Annotated in this window: 17 protein-coding genes; 14 read left to right on the forward strand and 3 right to left on the reverse strand. The window is 58.5% G+C overall.

Features of this window, described 5'->3' with window-relative positions; translation table 11 throughout:
- Window positions 1-100: 100 nt before the first annotated feature.
- The 8 genes from rplS (at window position 101) to ACIOYV_RS28740 (ending at window position 8,080) form a co-directional block, all read left to right on the forward strand.
- Window positions 101-451 (forward strand): 50S ribosomal protein L19, encoded by a 351-nt coding sequence (rplS, locus tag ACIOYV_RS28705; protein WP_003175895.1) that lies wholly within the window; start codon window positions 101-103, stop codon window positions 449-451.
- Window positions 452-702: 251 nt separating this feature from the next.
- Window positions 703-1,599: a site-specific tyrosine recombinase XerD gene (gene xerD, locus ACIOYV_RS28710; RefSeq protein WP_401329214.1), complete on the forward strand. Its 897-nt coding sequence runs from the start codon at window positions 703-705 to the stop codon at window positions 1,597-1,599.
- 322 nt (window positions 1,600-1,921) lie between these two features.
- The gene (gene dsbC / locus ACIOYV_RS28715; protein ID WP_054047331.1) at window positions 1,922-2,653 is read left to right on the forward strand and encodes a bifunctional protein-disulfide isomerase/oxidoreductase DsbC; all 732 of its coding nucleotides are present in this window, start codon (window positions 1,922-1,924) and stop codon (window positions 2,651-2,653) included.
- A gap of 131 nt (window positions 2,654-2,784) precedes the next feature.
- The gene (locus ACIOYV_RS28720) at window positions 2,785-4,089 is read left to right on the forward strand and encodes a homoserine dehydrogenase (RefSeq protein WP_133837176.1); all 1,305 of its coding nucleotides are present in this window, start codon (window positions 2,785-2,787) and stop codon (window positions 4,087-4,089) included.
- Between the two features lie 104 nt (window positions 4,090-4,193).
- Window positions 4,194-5,603 (forward strand): threonine synthase, encoded by a 1,410-nt coding sequence (gene thrC / locus ACIOYV_RS28725; protein WP_401329218.1) that lies wholly within the window; start codon window positions 4,194-4,196, stop codon window positions 5,601-5,603.
- A gap of 120 nt (window positions 5,604-5,723) precedes the next feature.
- A complete protein-coding gene (locus ACIOYV_RS28730) occupies window positions 5,724-7,097 on the forward strand; it encodes a transporter substrate-binding domain-containing protein (RefSeq protein ID WP_401329221.1) in 1,374 nt (457 codons plus the stop codon).
- Window positions 7,098-7,214: 117 nt separating this feature from the next.
- A complete protein-coding gene (locus tag ACIOYV_RS28735) occupies window positions 7,215-7,622 on the forward strand; it encodes a response regulator (RefSeq protein WP_401329224.1) in 408 nt (135 codons plus the stop codon).
- Between the two features lie 170 nt (window positions 7,623-7,792).
- Window positions 7,793-8,080: a DUF3509 domain-containing protein gene (locus ACIOYV_RS28740; RefSeq protein WP_054047324.1), complete on the forward strand. Its 288-nt coding sequence runs from the start codon at window positions 7,793-7,795 to the stop codon at window positions 8,078-8,080.
- A gap of 169 nt (window positions 8,081-8,249) precedes the next feature.
- Here ACIOYV_RS28740 and ACIOYV_RS28745 read toward each other — a convergent pair whose 3' ends face one another.
- Together ACIOYV_RS28745 and ACIOYV_RS28750 are read right to left on the reverse strand one after the other, a co-directional pair.
- Window positions 8,250-9,176, reverse strand: coding sequence for a TIGR02285 family protein (locus ACIOYV_RS28745; protein WP_401329227.1), 927 nt, complete (start codon window positions 9,174-9,176; stop codon window positions 8,250-8,252).
- Complete coding sequence (locus ACIOYV_RS28750; RefSeq protein ID WP_401329230.1) at window positions 9,157-10,356, reverse strand: CaiB/BaiF CoA transferase family protein; 1,200 nt, start codon at window positions 10,354-10,356, stop codon at window positions 9,157-9,159. The genes ACIOYV_RS28745 and ACIOYV_RS28750 overlap by 20 nt, the downstream gene beginning before the upstream one ends.
- A 146-nt stretch (window positions 10,357-10,502) precedes the next feature.
- Between ACIOYV_RS28750 and ACIOYV_RS28755 the strand changes: the two genes are divergently transcribed.
- The 3 genes from ACIOYV_RS28755 to ACIOYV_RS28765 all read left to right on the forward strand — a co-directional run bounded on the left by ACIOYV_RS28755 (window position 10,503) and on the right by ACIOYV_RS28765 (window position 14,198).
- A complete protein-coding gene (locus ACIOYV_RS28755; protein WP_054047319.1) occupies window positions 10,503-11,045 on the forward strand; it encodes a YaeQ family protein in 543 nt (180 codons plus the stop codon).
- A gap of 66 nt (window positions 11,046-11,111) precedes the next feature.
- The gene (gene recJ, locus ACIOYV_RS28760) at window positions 11,112-12,821 is read left to right on the forward strand and encodes a single-stranded-DNA-specific exonuclease RecJ (protein WP_401329233.1); all 1,710 of its coding nucleotides are present in this window, start codon (window positions 11,112-11,114) and stop codon (window positions 12,819-12,821) included.
- Window positions 12,822-13,091: 270 nt separating this feature from the next.
- Window positions 13,092-14,198 (forward strand): NADH:flavin oxidoreductase/NADH oxidase, encoded by a 1,107-nt coding sequence (locus ACIOYV_RS28765; RefSeq protein ID WP_163908664.1) that lies wholly within the window; start codon window positions 13,092-13,094, stop codon window positions 14,196-14,198.
- 180 nt (window positions 14,199-14,378) lie between these two features.
- Here the strand turns inward: ACIOYV_RS28765 and ACIOYV_RS28770 are convergent, their stop codons facing one another.
- Entirely contained in the window at window positions 14,379-16,004 is a 1,626-nt protein-coding gene (locus ACIOYV_RS28770) for a glucan biosynthesis protein D (protein WP_401329236.1), read from the reverse strand.
- A gap of 415 nt (window positions 16,005-16,419) precedes the next feature.
- On the opposite strand from ACIOYV_RS28770, the gene ACIOYV_RS28775 reads away from it, so the two are divergent.
- The 3 genes from ACIOYV_RS28775 to ACIOYV_RS28785 all read left to right on the forward strand — a co-directional run bounded on the left by ACIOYV_RS28775 (window position 16,420) and on the right by ACIOYV_RS28785 (window position 17,382).
- Window positions 16,420-16,605 carry a hypothetical protein gene (locus tag ACIOYV_RS28775; protein WP_054047310.1) on the forward strand — a complete coding sequence of 62 codons (186 nt, stop codon included), beginning with the start codon at window positions 16,420-16,422 and terminating at the stop codon, window positions 16,603-16,605.
- 130 nt (window positions 16,606-16,735) lie between these two features.
- The gene (locus ACIOYV_RS28780) at window positions 16,736-16,981 is read left to right on the forward strand and encodes an AbrB/MazE/SpoVT family DNA-binding domain-containing protein (protein WP_163908668.1); all 246 of its coding nucleotides are present in this window, start codon (window positions 16,736-16,738) and stop codon (window positions 16,979-16,981) included.
- Window positions 16,981-17,382, forward strand: coding sequence for a type II toxin-antitoxin system VapC family toxin (locus ACIOYV_RS28785; RefSeq protein ID WP_163908670.1), 402 nt, complete (start codon window positions 16,981-16,983; stop codon window positions 17,380-17,382). The genes ACIOYV_RS28780 and ACIOYV_RS28785 overlap by 1 nt, the downstream gene beginning before the upstream one ends.
- Window positions 17,383-17,645 lie beyond the last annotated feature (263 nt).

Below are 17,645 nucleotides of genomic sequence, written 5' to 3' on the forward strand. Positions count from 1 at the left end.
TGGAGAAGAGAAGAAGCTGCTCGAGGAATACATCCGCGATCGGGACGATAGTTAACAACGTTTCGATGGTAAATCCGACGATTTACCTTAGGAGCACAGCATGACTAACAAAATCATCCTTGCACTCGAAGCAGAGCAGATGACCAAAGAGATCCCTACCTTTGCCCCGGGCGACACTATTGTCGTTCAGGTGAAAGTGAAGGAAGGCGACCGTTCGCGTCTGCAAGCGTTCGAAGGTGTTGTTATCGCCAAGCGTAACCGCGGCGTAAACAGTGCTTTCACCGTTCGTAAAATCTCCAACGGTGTTGGCGTAGAGCGTACTTTCCAGACCTACAGCCCGCAAATCGACAGCATGGCCGTTAAACGTCGCGGTGACGTACGTAAAGCCAAGCTGTACTACCTGCGTGACCTGTCCGGTAAAGCAGCTCGCATCAAGGAAAAACTGGCTTAAGTCCAGCTTCCGATGCAAAAAAAGCAGCCTGAGGGCTGCTTTTTTGTTGCCTGCGATTTACTTGTGGGAGCGTGGCTTGCCCGCGAAGACGTCATATCAGCCAACGTCAATGTTGAATGTAATTCCGTCTTCGCGGGCAAGCCTCGCTCCTACAGAAGATCACGACGTCGTCACCGCAATAACATCAGGCACTGTAAAGCCCCGTCCGGCTATGAAAGACTTAGCCCCGGATTCCCGCTACCTGAGCCTCTATGCCCGCCATCGACCATCCCCTGATAGACCAATTTCTCGACGCGCTGTGGCTCGAAAAAGGCCTCTCCGATAACACCCGCGATGCCTATCGCAGCGACCTGGCACTATTCAACGGCTGGCTGCAGGAAAAAAACCTCGAGCTGATCAACGCCGGCCGTGAGTTGATCCTCGATCACCTGGCCTGGCGCCTGGAGCAAAACTACAAACCCCGTTCCACTGCGCGATTTCTCTCCGGAGTGCGTGGCTTTTATCGCTACCTGTTGCGAGAAAAGCTGATTGCGGTCGATCCGACGTTACGCGTCGATATGCCGCAACTCGGTAGGCCGTTGCCCAAGTCTTTGTCGGAAGCTGATGTGGAGGCACTGCTGAATGCCCCGGACCTGAGCGAAGCCATAGGTCAACGTGATCGCGCCATGCTGGAAGTGCTTTACGCCTGCGGCTTGCGGGTCACCGAGCTGATCAGCCTGACCCTGGAACAGGTCAACCTGCGTCAGGGCGTGTTGCGCGTGATGGGCAAAGGCAGCAAGGAGCGACTGGTGCCGATGGGCGAGGAGGCGATTGTCTGGGTCGAACGCTACCTGCGTGACGGCCGAGGCGAGCTGCTCAGCGGGCGGCCCAGCGATGTCATGTTCCCCAGCCAGCGCGGCGAACAGATGACCCGCCAGACCTTCTGGCACCGGATCAAGCACCAGGCCAAAGTCGCCGGGATCAGCAAGTCGTTGTCGCCGCACACCCTGCGCCACGCCTTCGCCACGCACCTGCTCAACCACGGCGCCGACCTGCGGGTGGTGCAAATGCTGCTCGGCCACAGCGACCTGTCGACCACCCAGATCTACACCCACGTCGCTCGCGCGCGCTTGCAAGACCTGCATGCCAAACATCACCCGCGTGGCTGACACAACCTCTGGCCGCGCCCGCACGCTTGCGTAGCAGCTGGCGAAGCCTGCGTTCGGCTGCGCAGCAGTCGTAAACCCTGAACTCTCGGTTTAACTGAATATTCGCAGCGTCTGATTTCACGACTGCTTCGCAGCCGAACGCAGGCTTCGCCAGCTGCTACAGAAGCGTTGAGCGCCCTCGCTTCAATGTCGTGCATCACCCGCATTCGGCCCCACCAGCCTTATGTGGTAGGCTTTGCCGGTTTGCACGATGGGCGATTATGACCCGGTGTTTCGGCACGGGCGTTCTGATCGTCCCATTTGTCCGCCTTCAGGAGTTCTCATGCGTCTGACCCAGATTTTCGCCGCCGCAGCCATTGCGTTGGTCAGCACCTTTGCCGTCGCCGATGACGCGGCCGACAAAGCGATTCGTAAAAGCCTGGAAAGCCTCCAGCTCGAAACCCCGATCGAAGCCATCAGCGCGAGCCCGCTGGCCGGTCTGTACGAAGTCAAACTCAAAGGCAGCCGCGTGCTCTACGCCAGCGCCGACGGCCAGTACGTGATGCAGGGCTACATGTTCCAGCTCAAGGACGGCAAGCCGGTCAACCTGACCGAGAAGACCGAGCGCCTGGGCGTTTCCAAACTGGTCAACGAGATTCCGGTCGCGGAAACCGTGGTCTACCCGGCGATCGGCGAAACCAAGTCGCACATCACCGTGTTCACCGACACCACCTGCCCGTACTGCCACAAGCTGCACGCCGAGGTGCCTGAGCTGAACAAGCGCGGCATCGAAGTGCGTTACGTCGCGTTCCCGCGCCAGGGCCTGGGCTCGCCGGGTGACGAACAACTGCAAGCGGTCTGGTGCTCCAAGGACAAAAAAGCGGCCATGGACAAGATGGTCGATGGCAAGGAAATCAAGGCCGCCAAGTGCGATAACCCGGTTTCCAAGCAATTCGCCCTTGGTCAGTCGATTGGCGTGAACGGGACGCCGGCCATCGTTTTGGCTGACGGTCAGGTCATTCCGGGCTACCAGCCTGCGCCACAAGTCGCCAAACTGGCACTGGGCGCGAAATAATTCGCATCGTCACGGTCAGCCTTTGACGATCATGGTCCGGCGGTCAACCGCCTGGCCATTAATAGAGAGCCGCGAGTATGCGGCTGTTTTCACGGCCGACCTTGCGTCGGCCGTTTTATGGGGAGTTCACAGTGAAACCGGTCAAAGTAGGCATCTGTGGGTTAGGGACCGTCGGTGGCGGAACCTTCAACGTACTTCAGCGCAACGCCGAGGAAATTGCTCGTCGTGCCGGGCGTGGAATCGAAGTGGCACAAATTGCCACGCGCACGCCAAAGCCTCAGTTCCAGACGACCGGTATTGCGATTACCAACGATGTGTTCGAAGTGGCCACGAACCCTGAGATCGACATCGTTATAGAGCTGGTGGGCGGCTACACCGTTGCCCGCGAGCTGGTACTCAAGGCCATCGAGAATGGCAAGCATGTGGTCACCGCGAACAAGGCACTGATCGCCGTTCACGGTAATGAGATTTTCGCCAAGGCTCGCGAGAAGGGCGTGATCGTTGCGTTCGAAGCGGCCGTGGCCGGTGGCATTCCGGTGATCAAGGCGATCCGTGAAGGCTTGTCCGCCAACCGTATCAACTGGGTCGCCGGCATCATCAACGGCACCGGCAACTTCATCCTCACCGAAATGCGTGAGAAGGGTCGCACCTTCGAAGACGTACTCGCCGAGGCGCAAGCCCTGGGTTACGCCGAAGCCGATCCGACCTTTGACGTTGAAGGCATCGACGCAGCCCACAAGCTGACGATCCTGGCGTCCATTGCGTTCGGTATCCCGCTGCAATTCGACAAGGCCTACACCGAAGGCATCACCAAGTTGACCACCGCTGACGTGAACTACGCCGAAGCTTTGGGCTACCGCATCAAGCACCTCGGCGTGGCGCGCAGCACTGCCGCCGGTATCGAGTTGCGCGTGCACCCGACGCTGATCCCGGCTGATCGCCTGATCGCCAACGTCAACGGCGTGATGAACGCGGTGATGGTCAACGGCGACGCTGCCGGTTCGACCCTGTTCTACGGCGCTGGCGCCGGCATGGAGCCGACCGCTTCGTCGGTGATCGCCGACCTGGTGGACGTGGTTCGCGCCATGACCTCCGACCCGGAAAACCGCGTACCGCATCTGGCCTTCCAGCCGGATTCGCTGTCGGCCCACCCGATCCTGCCGATCGAAGCCTGCGAAAGCGCGTACTACCTGCGGATCCAGGCCAAGGACCATCCAGGCGTGCTGGCCCAGGTGGCGAGCATCCTGTCGGAGCGCGGCATCAACATCGAATCGATCATGCAGAAGGAAGTCGAAGAACACGACGGCCTGGTGCCGATGATCCTGCTGACCCACCGTGTGCTTGAGCAGCACATGAACGACGCGATTACCGCCCTGGAAGCCTTGGCGGGCGTTGTCGGTCCGGTTGTGCGGATCCGTGTCGAGCACCTGAACTAAAACAGCGGCGAGCTGCAAGCGGCAAGCTGCAAGTAAAAGCCACACTGCTTTTGTCTTGCCGCTTGTAGCTTGCAACTTGTAGCTCAAACCAAAGGTTTGCCCTTATGCGTTATATCAGTACCCGCGGCCAGGCACCGGCCCTGAATTTCGAAGACGTCCTGCTGGCCGGTCTGGCCACGGACGGCGGCCTGTATGTGCCGGAATGCCTGCCACGTTTCACCCAGGAAGAAATCGCGTCCTGGGCCGGCCTGCCGTATCACGAGCTGGCCTTCCGGGTGATGCGCCCGTTTGTAGCCGGCAGCATTCCTGATGCCGATTTCAAAAAGATTCTTGAAGAAACCTACGGTGTGTTCGCGCACAACGCCGTGGCGCCGTTGCGTCAACTGAACGGCAACGAGTGGGTCCTGGAGCTGTTTCACGGCCCGACCCTGGCGTTCAAGGACTTCGCCCTGCAACTGCTCGGTCGCCTGCTCGACTACACGCTGGAAAAACGCGGCGAGCGCGTGGTGATCGTTGGCGCCACCTCCGGTGATACCGGTTCGGCCGCCATCGAAGGCTGCAAGCACTGCGAAAACGTCGATATCTTCATCCTGCACCCGCACAACCGTGTATCCGAAGTGCAGCGTCGCCAGATGACCACCATTTTCGGCGAGAACATCCACAACATCGCCATCGAAGGCAACTTCGATGACTGCCAGGAAATGGTCAAGAACAGCTTCGCTGACCAGAGCTTCCTCAAAGGCACGCGCCTGGTGGCGGTGAACTCGATCAACTGGGCTCGGATCATGGCCCAGATCGTTTACTACTTCCACGCAGCCCTGCAACTGGGTGGCCCGGCGCGTTCGGTGTCGTTCTCGGTGCCAACCGGCAACTTCGGCGACATCTTCGCCGGTTACCTGGCGCGCAACATGGGCCTGCCGATCAACCAGTTGATCGTCGCCACCAACCGCAACGACATCCTGCATCGCTTCATGAGCGGCAATCAGTACGTCAAGGAAACCCTGCACGCCACGCTATCGCCGTCCATGGACATCATGGTGTCGTCGAACTTCGAACGCCTGCTGTTCGACCTGCACGGTCGCAACGGCGCAGCCATCGCTGGCCTGATGGACAACTTCAAGCAGGGCGGCGGTTTCAGCGTCGAGCAAGAGCGTTGGACCGAAGCCCGCAAACTGTTCGATTCCCTGGCCGTGGATGACGCGCAAACCTGCGAAACCATCGCCGAGGTCTATGAGCAAACCGGCGAAGTGCTGGACCCGCACACTGCCATCGGCGTCAAGGCTGCACGGGAATGCCGTCGCAGCCTGGATATCCCGATGGTGATCCTGGGCACGGCGCATCCGGTCAAATTCCCGGACGCCGTGGAAAAAGCCGGTGTAGGAAAAGCTCTCGAACTACCTGCACATCTTTCTGATTTGTTTGAGCGAGAAGAGCGCTGCACCGTGTTGCCGAATGACCTGAAAGCCGTGCAGGCCTTTGTCAGTCAGCATGGCAACCGCGGCAAGCCACTTTAAGCCCGCAACGCTGTCACATTTTGAAGCCCGTCTCCTGACGGGCTTTCTTGTTTCTGCGTGCCACACTTGTCGCGTTTTCGCCCCTGAAGGACGGGCGAGTTGATCACCAAGGAAGTGGCAATGCTGTTTTTAAGAGGGTTCAGACCAGCCATGTGCTGGATATTTTTGCTGGGCGCAATGGGTCTCGGACATTGCGCACGGGCGGCACAACTGATGGATTTCGAGGCTACGGCACCGAAGACCGTCGATGCCATTGAGCTGGACGCCGAAGAGCTGCAATGGATTCGCGCCCACCCACAAGTCATCGTGGCTTCGAAGCAATATCCGCTGTACCAGTTCAAGGACGAGCACGGTCAATGGAGTGGCTTGAACATCGATGTGCTTCAGCGCATCAGTGCAATGACGGGGCTGAACTTCGTCCATGAAGAGACATTTTCCACCGAACATTTACTCCGCCGCCTGGAAAGCGGTGCTGCGGACATGACCACCACGCTGGCGCTTAATGATGAGCGCAAGCTGTTCCTGGATTTCAGCCATGCCTTTGGCGGTTCTGCCTGGGTGCTGGTTGGGCATGTCGGAGCTCCACTTCTCTATTCCCTGGAGCAACTGTCGGAAAAGAAACTGGTATTGCCGGCCAGACACGCCATGGAGGCAACTATTCAGCGTGACCACCCGACCATCGAGCTGCGCTCGGTCAAGACCTATGCCGAAGCCCGGGCGTTGGTCGAAAGTGGCGAGGCCGACGCCACTATCGAGAACGAAACCGGGGCGCAGCTCTATCCGACCGGGCAACTGAAGATAGGCCATACGGTGGAAGGCTCGTGGGAAGCCGACCATCTGGCTGTACGTAAAGGGCAGCCGGAGTTGTTGAGCATCCTTAACAAGGCGCTTGAAGCCTTCCCTGCGGCGGAGTTGCGGGCCATTCGCCTTAAGTGGCTGGATGGCATCGTCCCCGGTCCGGCACTTTCTTTCTGGCAACGGGTGACCCGTTGGGGCTGTTGGGGCGTGTTTGTCGTCAGCCTGTTCGGCTTGCTGTCCTTGCTCTGGAACCGTCGGCTCGCGATGCTGATCAAGCAGCGTCTGGACGTCGAGAAAGACCTCAACGATCAACTCGCTTTCCAGCATGCGCTGATTGATGCCATGCCCGATCCCATGTTTGTGCGTGATCTGGAAGGCCGTTTGATCATGTGCAACAAAAGTTACGAAGAGGCCCTGTCGATCCGCTTGGACCAGGTTCAGGGCCGGAAACTGATTGAGGTCGATGTGTTGCCCAGGGAGACGGCCGAGCAGTTGCATGCCGAGTTCATCGCCCAGCTCGACACCCGCAAGCCCCGGTTCACCCAGCGCCAGTTGAAATTCAACAACGGTGTGCGCGACATCTACCAATGGACGGTGCCTTTTTACGGTGCTGACGGGCAGGTGCGCGGATTGCTGGGTGGATGGACGGATATCGCTCAGCGAAGGAGTGAAGGGGGGTGTCAGTGTTCGCGGTAAGTTTCGGAATTTTCCTATGGGATGTGGCTACTTTTCCGATGGGATGCTGAAGGATGCTCCCCTAGAGTGATCGGCAACTGCGGTGAAAGTCCGCGCGTGTCGTTCCAGAGGTCGCTTATGCGCACGCTCAAAATCCTGATCCTCGAACACAATCCTTTCCAGATGATGGCGTTGCACCAGATGCTCAACGCCATTGGTGTCTATGACGTGCTCACGGCGCCGTCGATGTCGGCGGCGCTGCGTTCCCTGGGACGCAGGGGCACGGTCGATATCGCCTTCTGCGATCCGCAACTCAAGGGCGGCGACGGGTTGGCATTGGTGCGGCATCTGGCAGAGGAACGCGAGGCCCGAGCGCTGATCCTGCTGGGCAACGTGGCGTCGAGCATCATGCCGCACGTGACGTCCATGCTGGCCGACAGCGAGGTCAAACTCCTTGGGCACTTGCACACACCCGTTTCCGCCGTGTTGCTGCGCCGGCTGCTGGATGTTTATCTGCTGGAGTCGATGCTTCAAGCCAGGGCCTGAAACCGGCTGTTTTTTCCTTGTCATCTTTGCGGTGCATGCTCAATTTCCCCTCAGAAGCCAATACCGCTGCCATGCGGTATTCAGAACTTTCTTCTCGGGCCAGAGGTCATTAACTGTAGACACGCCCTCCCAGGCACTTTGTTTTCGGACTATTGAGTGGTGATCGCTAGATGGAAAGTATCAGCCTATTGCTCGGTGAGGCTCTGAGCCCGTATCAAGTGACGTTGACCCCGTCGGGTACCCATGGCGAATGCCTGGTGACCCTGAAGAGTGCGGCCGGCGCGATTGTGGTGGAACGCGAGTTCAATCAGGCGCAGTTGACCGATAAGCGGCAACTGACGGATGTCGTCGACGGATTGCATCGCGATGTGCTGATTGCCGAAGGTCGCCTGGAGCCCTGTGTGATCGCGGCGTTGCGCAATGCGGCCCAGGACAAGATCCTGGCCAATCGAAATTGAATTGCCTTTTTGTGGGAACCTTCCTGCGCCAAGGTCGTCAGACCATGTAACAGCAGGATCAAGCATTGTGCTCCGGTGCTTGTAGCTTGCTGCTACTGGTCTTTATGTAGGCCACGTTTAACCCCGAGTCGTCTCCCCACTTCTCGGGGTTTCTTTTGCCCAAAATTTGTCATTGCGCGTCCTGATGCTCGAAAAAGCGCTTGGCTTCCCCCAAGTAGTCGCTGCGACGTTCCGGGTCGAGCCAGTCGGCATACGCATGGGCCAGTCGCTCGTGGGGCAGGGTGCGCAATAGCTGATTGATCTCGCTGATGGCCTGGCGACCTTGCGCTGTGGCAGAACAACCAATGTAGCCAGGCAGGTACTTGCCCGTGCCTTTGACCGGGTAGAACGCCAGTTCATTGTCGGCAATGTGTTCAACACTGGCTCGATAGCGGATTTCCGGCCAATAGCCCAGCACCATCTGCAACCGCCCCAGGCGCTGCATCTGTAACAGACTGCCGAGCGCATCATTACCGTAGTGAGCGGTCAGGGCACCGGTCGGCGCCTTTTGCAGCAGGTCGTCGAGGTAGGGGCCGTAGCTGCGTTCGGCGATGACGCCGACTTTGTTACTGCCGCTACCCAGCAATGCGGGGAGATCGACTTCGCCATCGACAAGAAACGGTTCCAGTGCCGAGCGATTTGTCTGACGGACCACCAATCCATTGGTCACCGCCAGAAATGCCGGCGTAGAAAACGCGATCCACTTCTCCCGTTCTTTGGTCCAGATCAGCGAAGGGTCACAGGTGAACGATTCCTCATGGAGCATCTGCATGCCGCGGGCGCGGTTCACCCGCATCAGGCTGTGCTCGTATTGCGGCATGCCGGCAATCAGCAGCGGCATCAGTTGATCAATCACGCCCAGGCTTTTTTTCGGGCCTTCGAAGATCGTCATGGGCGGCAGGTCCCTCAAGAGCCAGATCAGCGTCTCTTTGGGTTGTGCCGAAGCGCTTGACGCAAAACCTGCCAATAGCCCGATAACCACCCACGCACGCCATTGCAGGGCAGGTTTGGCCGCTGATAAAAGCAGGCGCTTCAGCTTAAATGGCCCCGTCTTCACGCAGCTTTGCGATCTGTCCCTTGTCGTAGCCAAGATCGTGGAGTACCTGCGCATTGTGTTCACCCAGCTGCGGTCCGACCCATTCGGAAGAGCCAGGTGTCTCAGAGAGTTTCGGCACGATCCCGGGCATCTTGAAGTCCTTGCCGTCCGGCAGCTTGGCGTGCAGGAACATTTCCCGGGCCAGGTACTGCGGATCGCTGAACATGTCTTCGGCGCTGAAGATCCGGCTGGCCGGGACGTCGGCCTGGTTCAACAGCTCGATCACGCGATCGAGCGGCAGCGAATTGACCCAACGATCGATGACTCCGTAAATCTCGTCGCGACGGCTGTCACGCCCGTCATTGCTGGCGAGCACCGGGTCGTTGGCCAAATCTTCCCGGCCAATAATCAGCATGAACCGCTTGAAGATTGCATCGCCATTGGCGCCAATCTGCACGTGCTTGCCGTCAGCGCTGGTGTGGATGGAGGAGGGCGTGATGCCGGGCATGATGTTGCCGGTGCGCTCGCGGATGAAACCGAACACATCGAACTCCGGGACCATGCTTTCCATCATGGCGAAGATGGCTTCATACAGCGCCACGTCTACCACCTGGCCCAGACCGCCGTTGACCTCGCGATGACGCAGGGCCATCAATGCGCCGATCACACCCCACAGCGCGGCAATCGAGTCGCCGATGGAAATTCCGGTGCGCACTGGCGGTCGATCCTCGAACCCGGTGATGTAGCGCAGGCCGCCCATGGATTCACCGACTGCGCCAAACCCCGGCTGGTCTTTCATTGGCCCGGTCTGGCCGAATCCAGAGAGGCGCACCATCACCAGTTTCGGGTTCAGGGCGTGTAAAACTTCCCACCCCAAACCGAGCTTTTCCAACACGCCGGGGCGAAAATTCTCTATCAGGATGTCCGCTTCGCTGAGCAGTTTTTTCAGAATCGCCAGCCCGTCCGGATGCTTCAGGTTCAAAGTCAGCGACTTCTTGTTGCGCGCCTGGACGAACCACCACAGCGAGGTGCCTTCATACAACTTGCGCCATTTACGCAACGGATCGCCACCATCCGGGGATTCAATCTTGATCACTTCAGCGCCGAATTCGCCGCAAATGCGCGAGGCAAACGGTCCGGCAATCAACGTACCCAATTCGATGACTTTCAGGCCTGAGAGCGGTTTTCCGGTGAATGGCATGCGCGATCCTGTAGGACAAAGTCGTGTGAGTAGTGCGTTTTAACATAGCCGCGTGTCAGTCGCCCGAAGTTGATGGTCGTCAATGCTCTGATTGCCTGTCGCATCGGTTAGACTTGCGGCCTTTCCTCGTATCAAGAAGCCCGTTCATGGCCCAGCCGTCCACGACCTACAAGTTTGAACTGAACCTCACCGACCTCGACCGCAGCATCTACGAGAGCGTGAAGCAGACCATCGCCCGTCATCCTTCGGAAACCGAAGAACGCATGACCGTGCGGCTGCTGGCCTACGCCTTCTGGTACAACGAGCAGCTGTCGTTTGGGCGCGGTCTGTCAGACGTGGATGAACCGGCCCTGTGGGAAAAGAGCCTGGACGACCGCGTCCTGCACTGGATCGAAGTCGGCCAGCCAGACGCTGATCGCCTGACCTGGTGCTCGCGTCGCACCGAGCGCACCAGCCTGTTGGCCTACGGCAGCCTGCGTGTCTGGGAAACCAAAGTGATCCCGGCGATCAAGAACCTGAAAAACGTGCACATCGCTGCCGTGCCGCAGGACATCCTGGAAACCCTGGCCAAAGACATGCCCCGCGTAATCAAGTGGGACGTGATGATCAGCGAAGGGACGATTTTCGTCACCGACGACCGCGGTCAACATGAAGTCCAGTTGCAGTGGCTGAGCGGCGAACGCGGCTGATCATTCGCCGGTACTACGCGTCATCCGGTTTTATCCTACGTATTCAAGAGAAGCACCTGTCACCCCATGCGCATCGAACCTCGCCTGTTGCCCGACACCCTGCCATTCCTCGGTGATATGCCACCGCTGCTGACCCGTCTGTACGCGGCGCGGGGCGTGCAGAGCGAGGCTGAACTGGACAAGAGCCTGGCCCGGCTGATTCCGTTTCAGCAACTCAAAGGCATTGATGCGGCGGTGGATCTGCTGGTGACGGCACTGGAACAGCGTCAGCGGATTCTGATCGTCGGCGACTTCGATGCCGATGGCGCGACAGCCAGTACCGTCGGCGTGCTTGGTTTGCGTCTGCTGGGCGCGGCTCACGTCGATTATCTGGTGCCGAACCGTTTCGAGTATGGCTACGGCCTGACCCCGGAAATCGTCGAAGTGGCGCTGACCCGTGATCCGCAGCTGCTGATCACCGTGGACAATGGGATTTCCAGCGTCGAAGGTGTGGCGGCGGCGAAAAAGGCCGGGCTCAAGGTGCTGGTCACCGATCACCACTTGCCCGGCGATGAACTGCCGCTGGCCGATGCCATCGTCAATCCGAACCAGCCAGGTTGCGACTTTCCAAGCAAGGCGCTGGCCGGCGTCGGGGTGATTTTCTATGTGCTGATGGCCCTGCGCGCACGCCTGCGCAGCCTCGGTTGGTACGAGAGCAAACCTCAGCCGAACATCGGTGAATTGCTGGATTTGGTAGCACTGGGTAGCGTCGCCGACGTGGTGCCGCTGGATGCCAACAATCGGATCCTGGTGCACCAAGGCCTGGAGCGGATTCGCGCAGGGCGTGCACGACCGGGGATCAAGGCGATTCTCGAAGTCGCCAAGCGCGAGCCGGCGCGGATTACCTCTACCGATCTGGGCTTCATTGTCGGCCCGCGTTTGAATGCGGCAGGACGCCTGGATGACATGAGTCTGGGCATCGAATGCCTGCTTACCGACGACGCAGGGCTTGCCCGCGAGATGGCGGCCCAGCTCGACGGCATGAACCAGGATCGTAAATCCATCGAGCAAGGCATGCAGCGTGAAGCGCTGGCGCAGCTCAAGGATCTGCCGGTGGAATCGATGCCATTCGGCTTGTGCCTGTTCGATCCCGAGTGGCACCAGGGCGTCATCGGTATCCTCGCTTCGCGGATGAAAGAGCGCTATTTCCGTCCGACGATTGCCTTTGCCGATGCTGGCGATGGCTTGTTGAAAGGCTCGGGTCGCTCGGTCCAAGGCTTTCACATTCGCGACGCCTTGAGCGTGGTGGCGGCGCAGCATCCAAACCTGATCAGCAAGTACGGCGGCCACGCGATGGCGGCCGGTTTGACCTTGCCTGAAGCGAATTTTCCGCTGTTCGCTGAAGCCTTTGATGCTGAAGTGCGTAGGCAATTGCGCGAAGAGGACCTGACCGGGCGCTTGCTGTCGGACGGGGTTTTGGCTGTCGAAGAATTCCATCTTGAGCTGGCCCGCGCGCTGCGCCATGCCGGTCCTTGGGGTCAGCATTTCCCGGAGCCGTTGTTTCATGGGGTGTTCCAGTTGGTCGAGCAGCGGGTGGTCGGCGAGCGGCACCTTAAAGTGGTGCTGAGAAGTGAGTGTGGTTCGGTGAAGCTGGATGGCATCGCTTTTGGTATCGACCGTGATATCTGGCCGAATCCGACCATCAAATGGGTTGAGCTGGCGTACAAACTTGATCTCAACGAGTTTCGCGGGAATGAAACTGTTCAACTGATGATTGCCCACATCGAACCGCGTTAAGGCATTCGCGGGCAAGCCTCGCTCCTACAGGATTTACGTAGACCCCTGTAGGAGCGAGGCTTGCCCGCGAAGCGATCTCCCAGACACCAAATATCCCCGGAACCCTCCCTCATCCCCCGTTGTCGACTAGGCTCTAAGCACTGCTTGATTGGCCTTGTGACGTCTTGTCGAATTTTTTGCCCGCGGGGGCGGGTGCTGCACCTTTTACTGTCACTCGTCGACTTTTCAAACAGAACCCTGGAGCCTGCCCACTGATTCGAGAGGTGCCCCATGAGTCTGCTGCTTGAACCCTATACCCTTCGCCAATTGACCCTGCTTAACCGCATTGCCGTATCGCCAATGTGCCAGTACTCCAGCGTCGATGGCCTGGCCAATGACTGGCACCTGGTCCACCTCGGCAGCCGCGCGGTCGGCGGGGCCGGTCTGATTTTTACCGAAGCGACAGCGGTTACCGCCGATGGTCGCATCACCGCCGAAGACCTCGGCCTGTGGAATGACGAACAGATCGAACCGCTGCAACGCATCACTCGGTTTATCGCGGCCCAAGGCGCCGTCGCCGGTATTCAACTGGCCCACGCCGGGCGCAAGGCCAGCACCCATCGGCCGTGGATCGGCAAACACGGCAGCCTCAAGCCTGAAGACGGTGGCTGGACCCCGGTCGGACCTTCGCCAATTGCATTCGATCCGCAGCACACGCCACCTAAACAGCTCGATGAAGGACAAATTGCTGAAGTCATCCAGGCCTTCGTCGATGCGGCCAAACGCGCACTGACCGCCGGCTTCAAAGTGGCCGAGATCCACGCCGCTCACGGTTATCTGCTGCACCAGTTTCTGTCGCCATTGAGCAATCAACGGCGCGACCAATATGGCGGCTCGTTCGAGAATCGCATTCGGTTGGTGCTGCAAGTCACCGAAGCAGTGCGTGCGGTCTGGCCTGAAGAGTTGCCGCTGTTTGTGCGGGTATCGGCCACCGATTGGGTGGAAGACGGCTGGAACCCGGATGAAACCGTGGAGCTGGCACGACGCCTCAAGGACCTGGGCGTGGATTTGATCGATGTCTCGTCGGGCGGCACGGCGGCCAATGCGGAAATTCCTACAGGACCGGGTTATCAGACCCGCTTCGCTGAGCGCGTGCGTAAGGAGTCAGGCATCGCCACGGGCACCGTGGGCATGATTACCGAGCCGGCGCAGGCTGAGCACATTCTGCGGACCTGTCAGGCGGACATCATCTTCCTGGCCCGGGAGTTGTTGCGCGATCCGTACTGGCCGCTGCATGCCGATGATGACCTGGGTGGACGCAAAGCGGTGTGGCCGGCGCAGTATCAGCGGGCGACCCATCGCGATCAGCCGATTCATGAGTCTGATTTGCGAGACTGAATAGCGCCGTAAAAACAAAAAGCCCCGATCGGATTGATCGGGGCTTTTGTGTGTCCGGGCCGGGAGGTTTGTTGCCTGTCCCGTCCTCTTCGCGGGCAAGCCTCGCTCCTACAGGTTGCAATGCAATCTCTGTAGGAGCGAGGCTTGCCCGCGAAGAGGCCCGCCCAGACAACCTTACCCTCAGGTGTACTTACGCTTCTCCGGCGCCGGCGGGAAATACTGGTACAACCAGGTTTCACTCAACGTCCGGTCATTGGTGCGAATAAACAACCGCAGCTCTACCGGCGCCACGCTGTCATTGGTCGGGAACCAATCAAACGTAATCCGGTAACCCTTGATGTCGTCCAGCACCAGCACGTTGAAGTCTTTCACCTCGCCATTCGAGCACGTAACCACCGGCTCGATCGCCGCACCCGGTGGCAAACGGTCCAGACCGCCACCGGTGAAGTCCACCGCAAAGCGACGGGCCCAGACTTCCGGGTAATGCTCGCCCGGCGCCCAACCTTCGATAAAACCACCCATGCCCGAACGGGTCGCGTTGACCCGCGCCAGCGGCGTGCTAACCGGCGGCAATGCGCTCCAGTACAGCTTGTAGCCGTAGTTCAGCGAATCACCGGCCGCCACTGGCTTCTTCGGCGTCCAGAACGCGACGATGTTATCCAGGGTCTCGCCGGTTGTAGGAATTTCCAGCAGATCGATAGAGCCTTCGCCCCACGCGGTTGTAGGTTCTACCCACAGGCTCGGACGCTTGCTGTACCAGTCGACGGTGTCTTGATAGCTGGCGAATTCGTGATCGGTCTGCACCAGGCCGAAACCTTTCGGGTCGGTGTCGGCGAAGGCATTGAACTGCAGGGTCGCCGGGTTGTTCAGCGGCCGGCAGATCCACTCGCCATTGCCGCGCCACATGGCCAGGCGATCGGAGTCATGGATTTGCGGGTGAATGGTGTCGCACATGCGCCGCTCGTGGGTGCCGCAACTGAACATGCTGGTCATCGGCGAGATGCCCAGTTGCTCGATGGCGGTACGCGCATTGATGTGCGCGTCGATGGCCATGACCACCTGACTGGCCTGGCAGTCGATGTCGAAACGGTAGGCGCCAGTGGCACTCGGCGAATCGAGCAAGGCGTAGACAACGAAACGGGTGCTGTCCTTGTCCGGCGTCTCGAACCAGAACTTGGTGAAGTCCGGGAATTCCTCACGCTTCTTGGCGTAAGTATCGATCGCCAGGCCGCGAGCCGACAGGCCATATTGGCCAGAAGCATCCACCGCGCGGAAATAGCTGGCGCCGAGGAAGGACAGCACGTCGTGCTTGTCCAGTTCCGGAGCCTTGAACAACTTGAAACCGGAAAAGCCCAGGTCAGCGCCAAGCTGCTTGGTATCGACCGTGGTTTTTTCATAGTTGAACAGCGACGGACGGAAATGCACTTCCCGCGCCTGACGCGTCTTCGGATCGACGCTGAACATGCGCACAGGCTGCTTGAAGCCCATGCCGACGTGGAAAAACTGCACGTCCAGTTGACCGTTCAAGTCGTTCCACAACGAGTGCTTGCCGTCGTACTGAATCGCGTTGAATTGTTGCGGCGCCATGGTCGCCAATGTCGGCGGTAGCACCTGCTTGGTGTCCTGATAATGATTGCCGGCGAGCTGCTTGGCCTGAATCTTCAGCGCTTCGAAGTCGAACGCCTGCGCGTCGCCATCCGCCGCGCCATTCCCGGCCCAGGCCCGAGCGGCCAACAGGCCGGTGGCCGATAAACCGGTGTAGGCAGCGATAGCCATGGACGCTTTGAGCAAATTCCTGCGGTGCATAAGTACAACCTGTCGTGAACAATCCCGCGCCGTTCCTGGCACTGCTGGATCAAAAATGGAGGTTCGGACATGCCTTCGGCCAAACGCAACGGACTTTAAACAGATGCCAAATAGCTTAAACCGTTCGGTCCCGGAGAAAAAATGATTGATAGCACAACAATGTTGCGGCAATGAAACAAGACGTGTCCGGTAACGTTTCCCACAGTACTTTCTGTTTTATAAGCCATTTGTGCCTTTTTCGACTAATTACTCTAAAAACCACTTTTCAGCGCCGATTTAATTCCTATCCTATGGGCATGACCGGTTTCGGCCCTTCAGGCCGGTGGGTTCAGCGCGCACCAAGCGACTGCTGAAAAAGTAGTAGGGCGATGCGGTTTTCTGAAGTTTTCTTTGACGTATTAGAAGGACATCGTCCATGTCGAAAGTACAAGGCATCACCGAGCTGTTAGGGATATTTCCATTTCTGTCGAATGTAAGGCGCAGGCGTCGACTCAATTCGGAGGAGATGAAATTGGTGGAGCGGTATCGAGAGCTGTCCGAGAGTGATCGGATTGCGATGAGGTATCTGGTGGATGCGATGAGGAGTGTTTCGCGGTTTTGAGGTGGCCGTGACGATGGTGTCACGGTCGTATCCTACGGAGCGGTGGGAAGGAACCTACGATGAGCGGCGGTTGCAGGTTTGCACGCCAAGTATTACGTTTCTCCACAGAGTAATACTTCAGGAGAGTGACATGACGACAACCATGACCAGTAAAGGGCAGGTAACCATTCCCAAGCCTATTCGTGACGCGCTGCATCTGATACCGGGTTCGGCCATCGAGTTTAGCGTCAACGCGCAAGGTGAGGTCGTGCTGCATGGTCATAAGACAAAAGCTGAAAAAACAGCCATTCCAGATCGGTTCGAGGCTGCGCGTGGTAAAGCGGATATCAAGTGGCGGACAGATGATTTGATGGCGTTGCTGCGGGGTGAGGACTGATGATATTGGTCGACACGAATGTGTTGATTGATGTTCTGGAGGATGATCCCGTTTGGGCCGATTGGTCCATTCAACAGCTACGTGCTCAATCCCAGATCCATGAGTTGGCCATTAATCCGATTATCTACGCCGAACTGTCCCATACCTTCACCACGTTTGAAGCGCTGGATGATGCTGTTACTCAACTCGGTTTGGAGATGCGGGAACTCCCGCGCCCTGCTTTGTTTTTGGCAGGAAAAGCTTTTATTCGTTACCGGAAAGTAGGGGGCGGGAAAAGTAACGTGTTGGCGGATTTTTTCATCGGTGCGCATGCTGCTGTGAAAAAGCTGCCGCTACTGACTCGGGATGCCAAGCGTTATCGCAACTATTTTCCGTCGGTTGAATTGATAGTGCCGGCGTGAGCCCCTCTTGTTGTCACGGATAGACTGGCAGAAAAAGCGATTCGTGGAGATTCTGAAGAATGGTTAATAACGGGGGGCGGACTGCAAAGTCTGCCCCTTTTTAGTTTTGTCTGACACACCTGAATCCCTGTGGTAGCGGACTTGCTCGCGAAGAGGGTGTGTCAGACGACATTGATAGTGATTAACCCACGGAAGGCGCAGGCGTCGGCTCAATTCGGAGGTGATGAAATTGGTGGAGCGGTATCGGGAGTTGTTCGAGAGTG

The sequence above is a fragment of the Pseudomonas sp. NPDC087342 genome, from assembly GCF_044744265.1.
Taxonomy (GTDB): domain Bacteria; phylum Pseudomonadota; class Gammaproteobacteria; order Pseudomonadales; family Pseudomonadaceae; genus Aquipseudomonas; species Aquipseudomonas nunensis.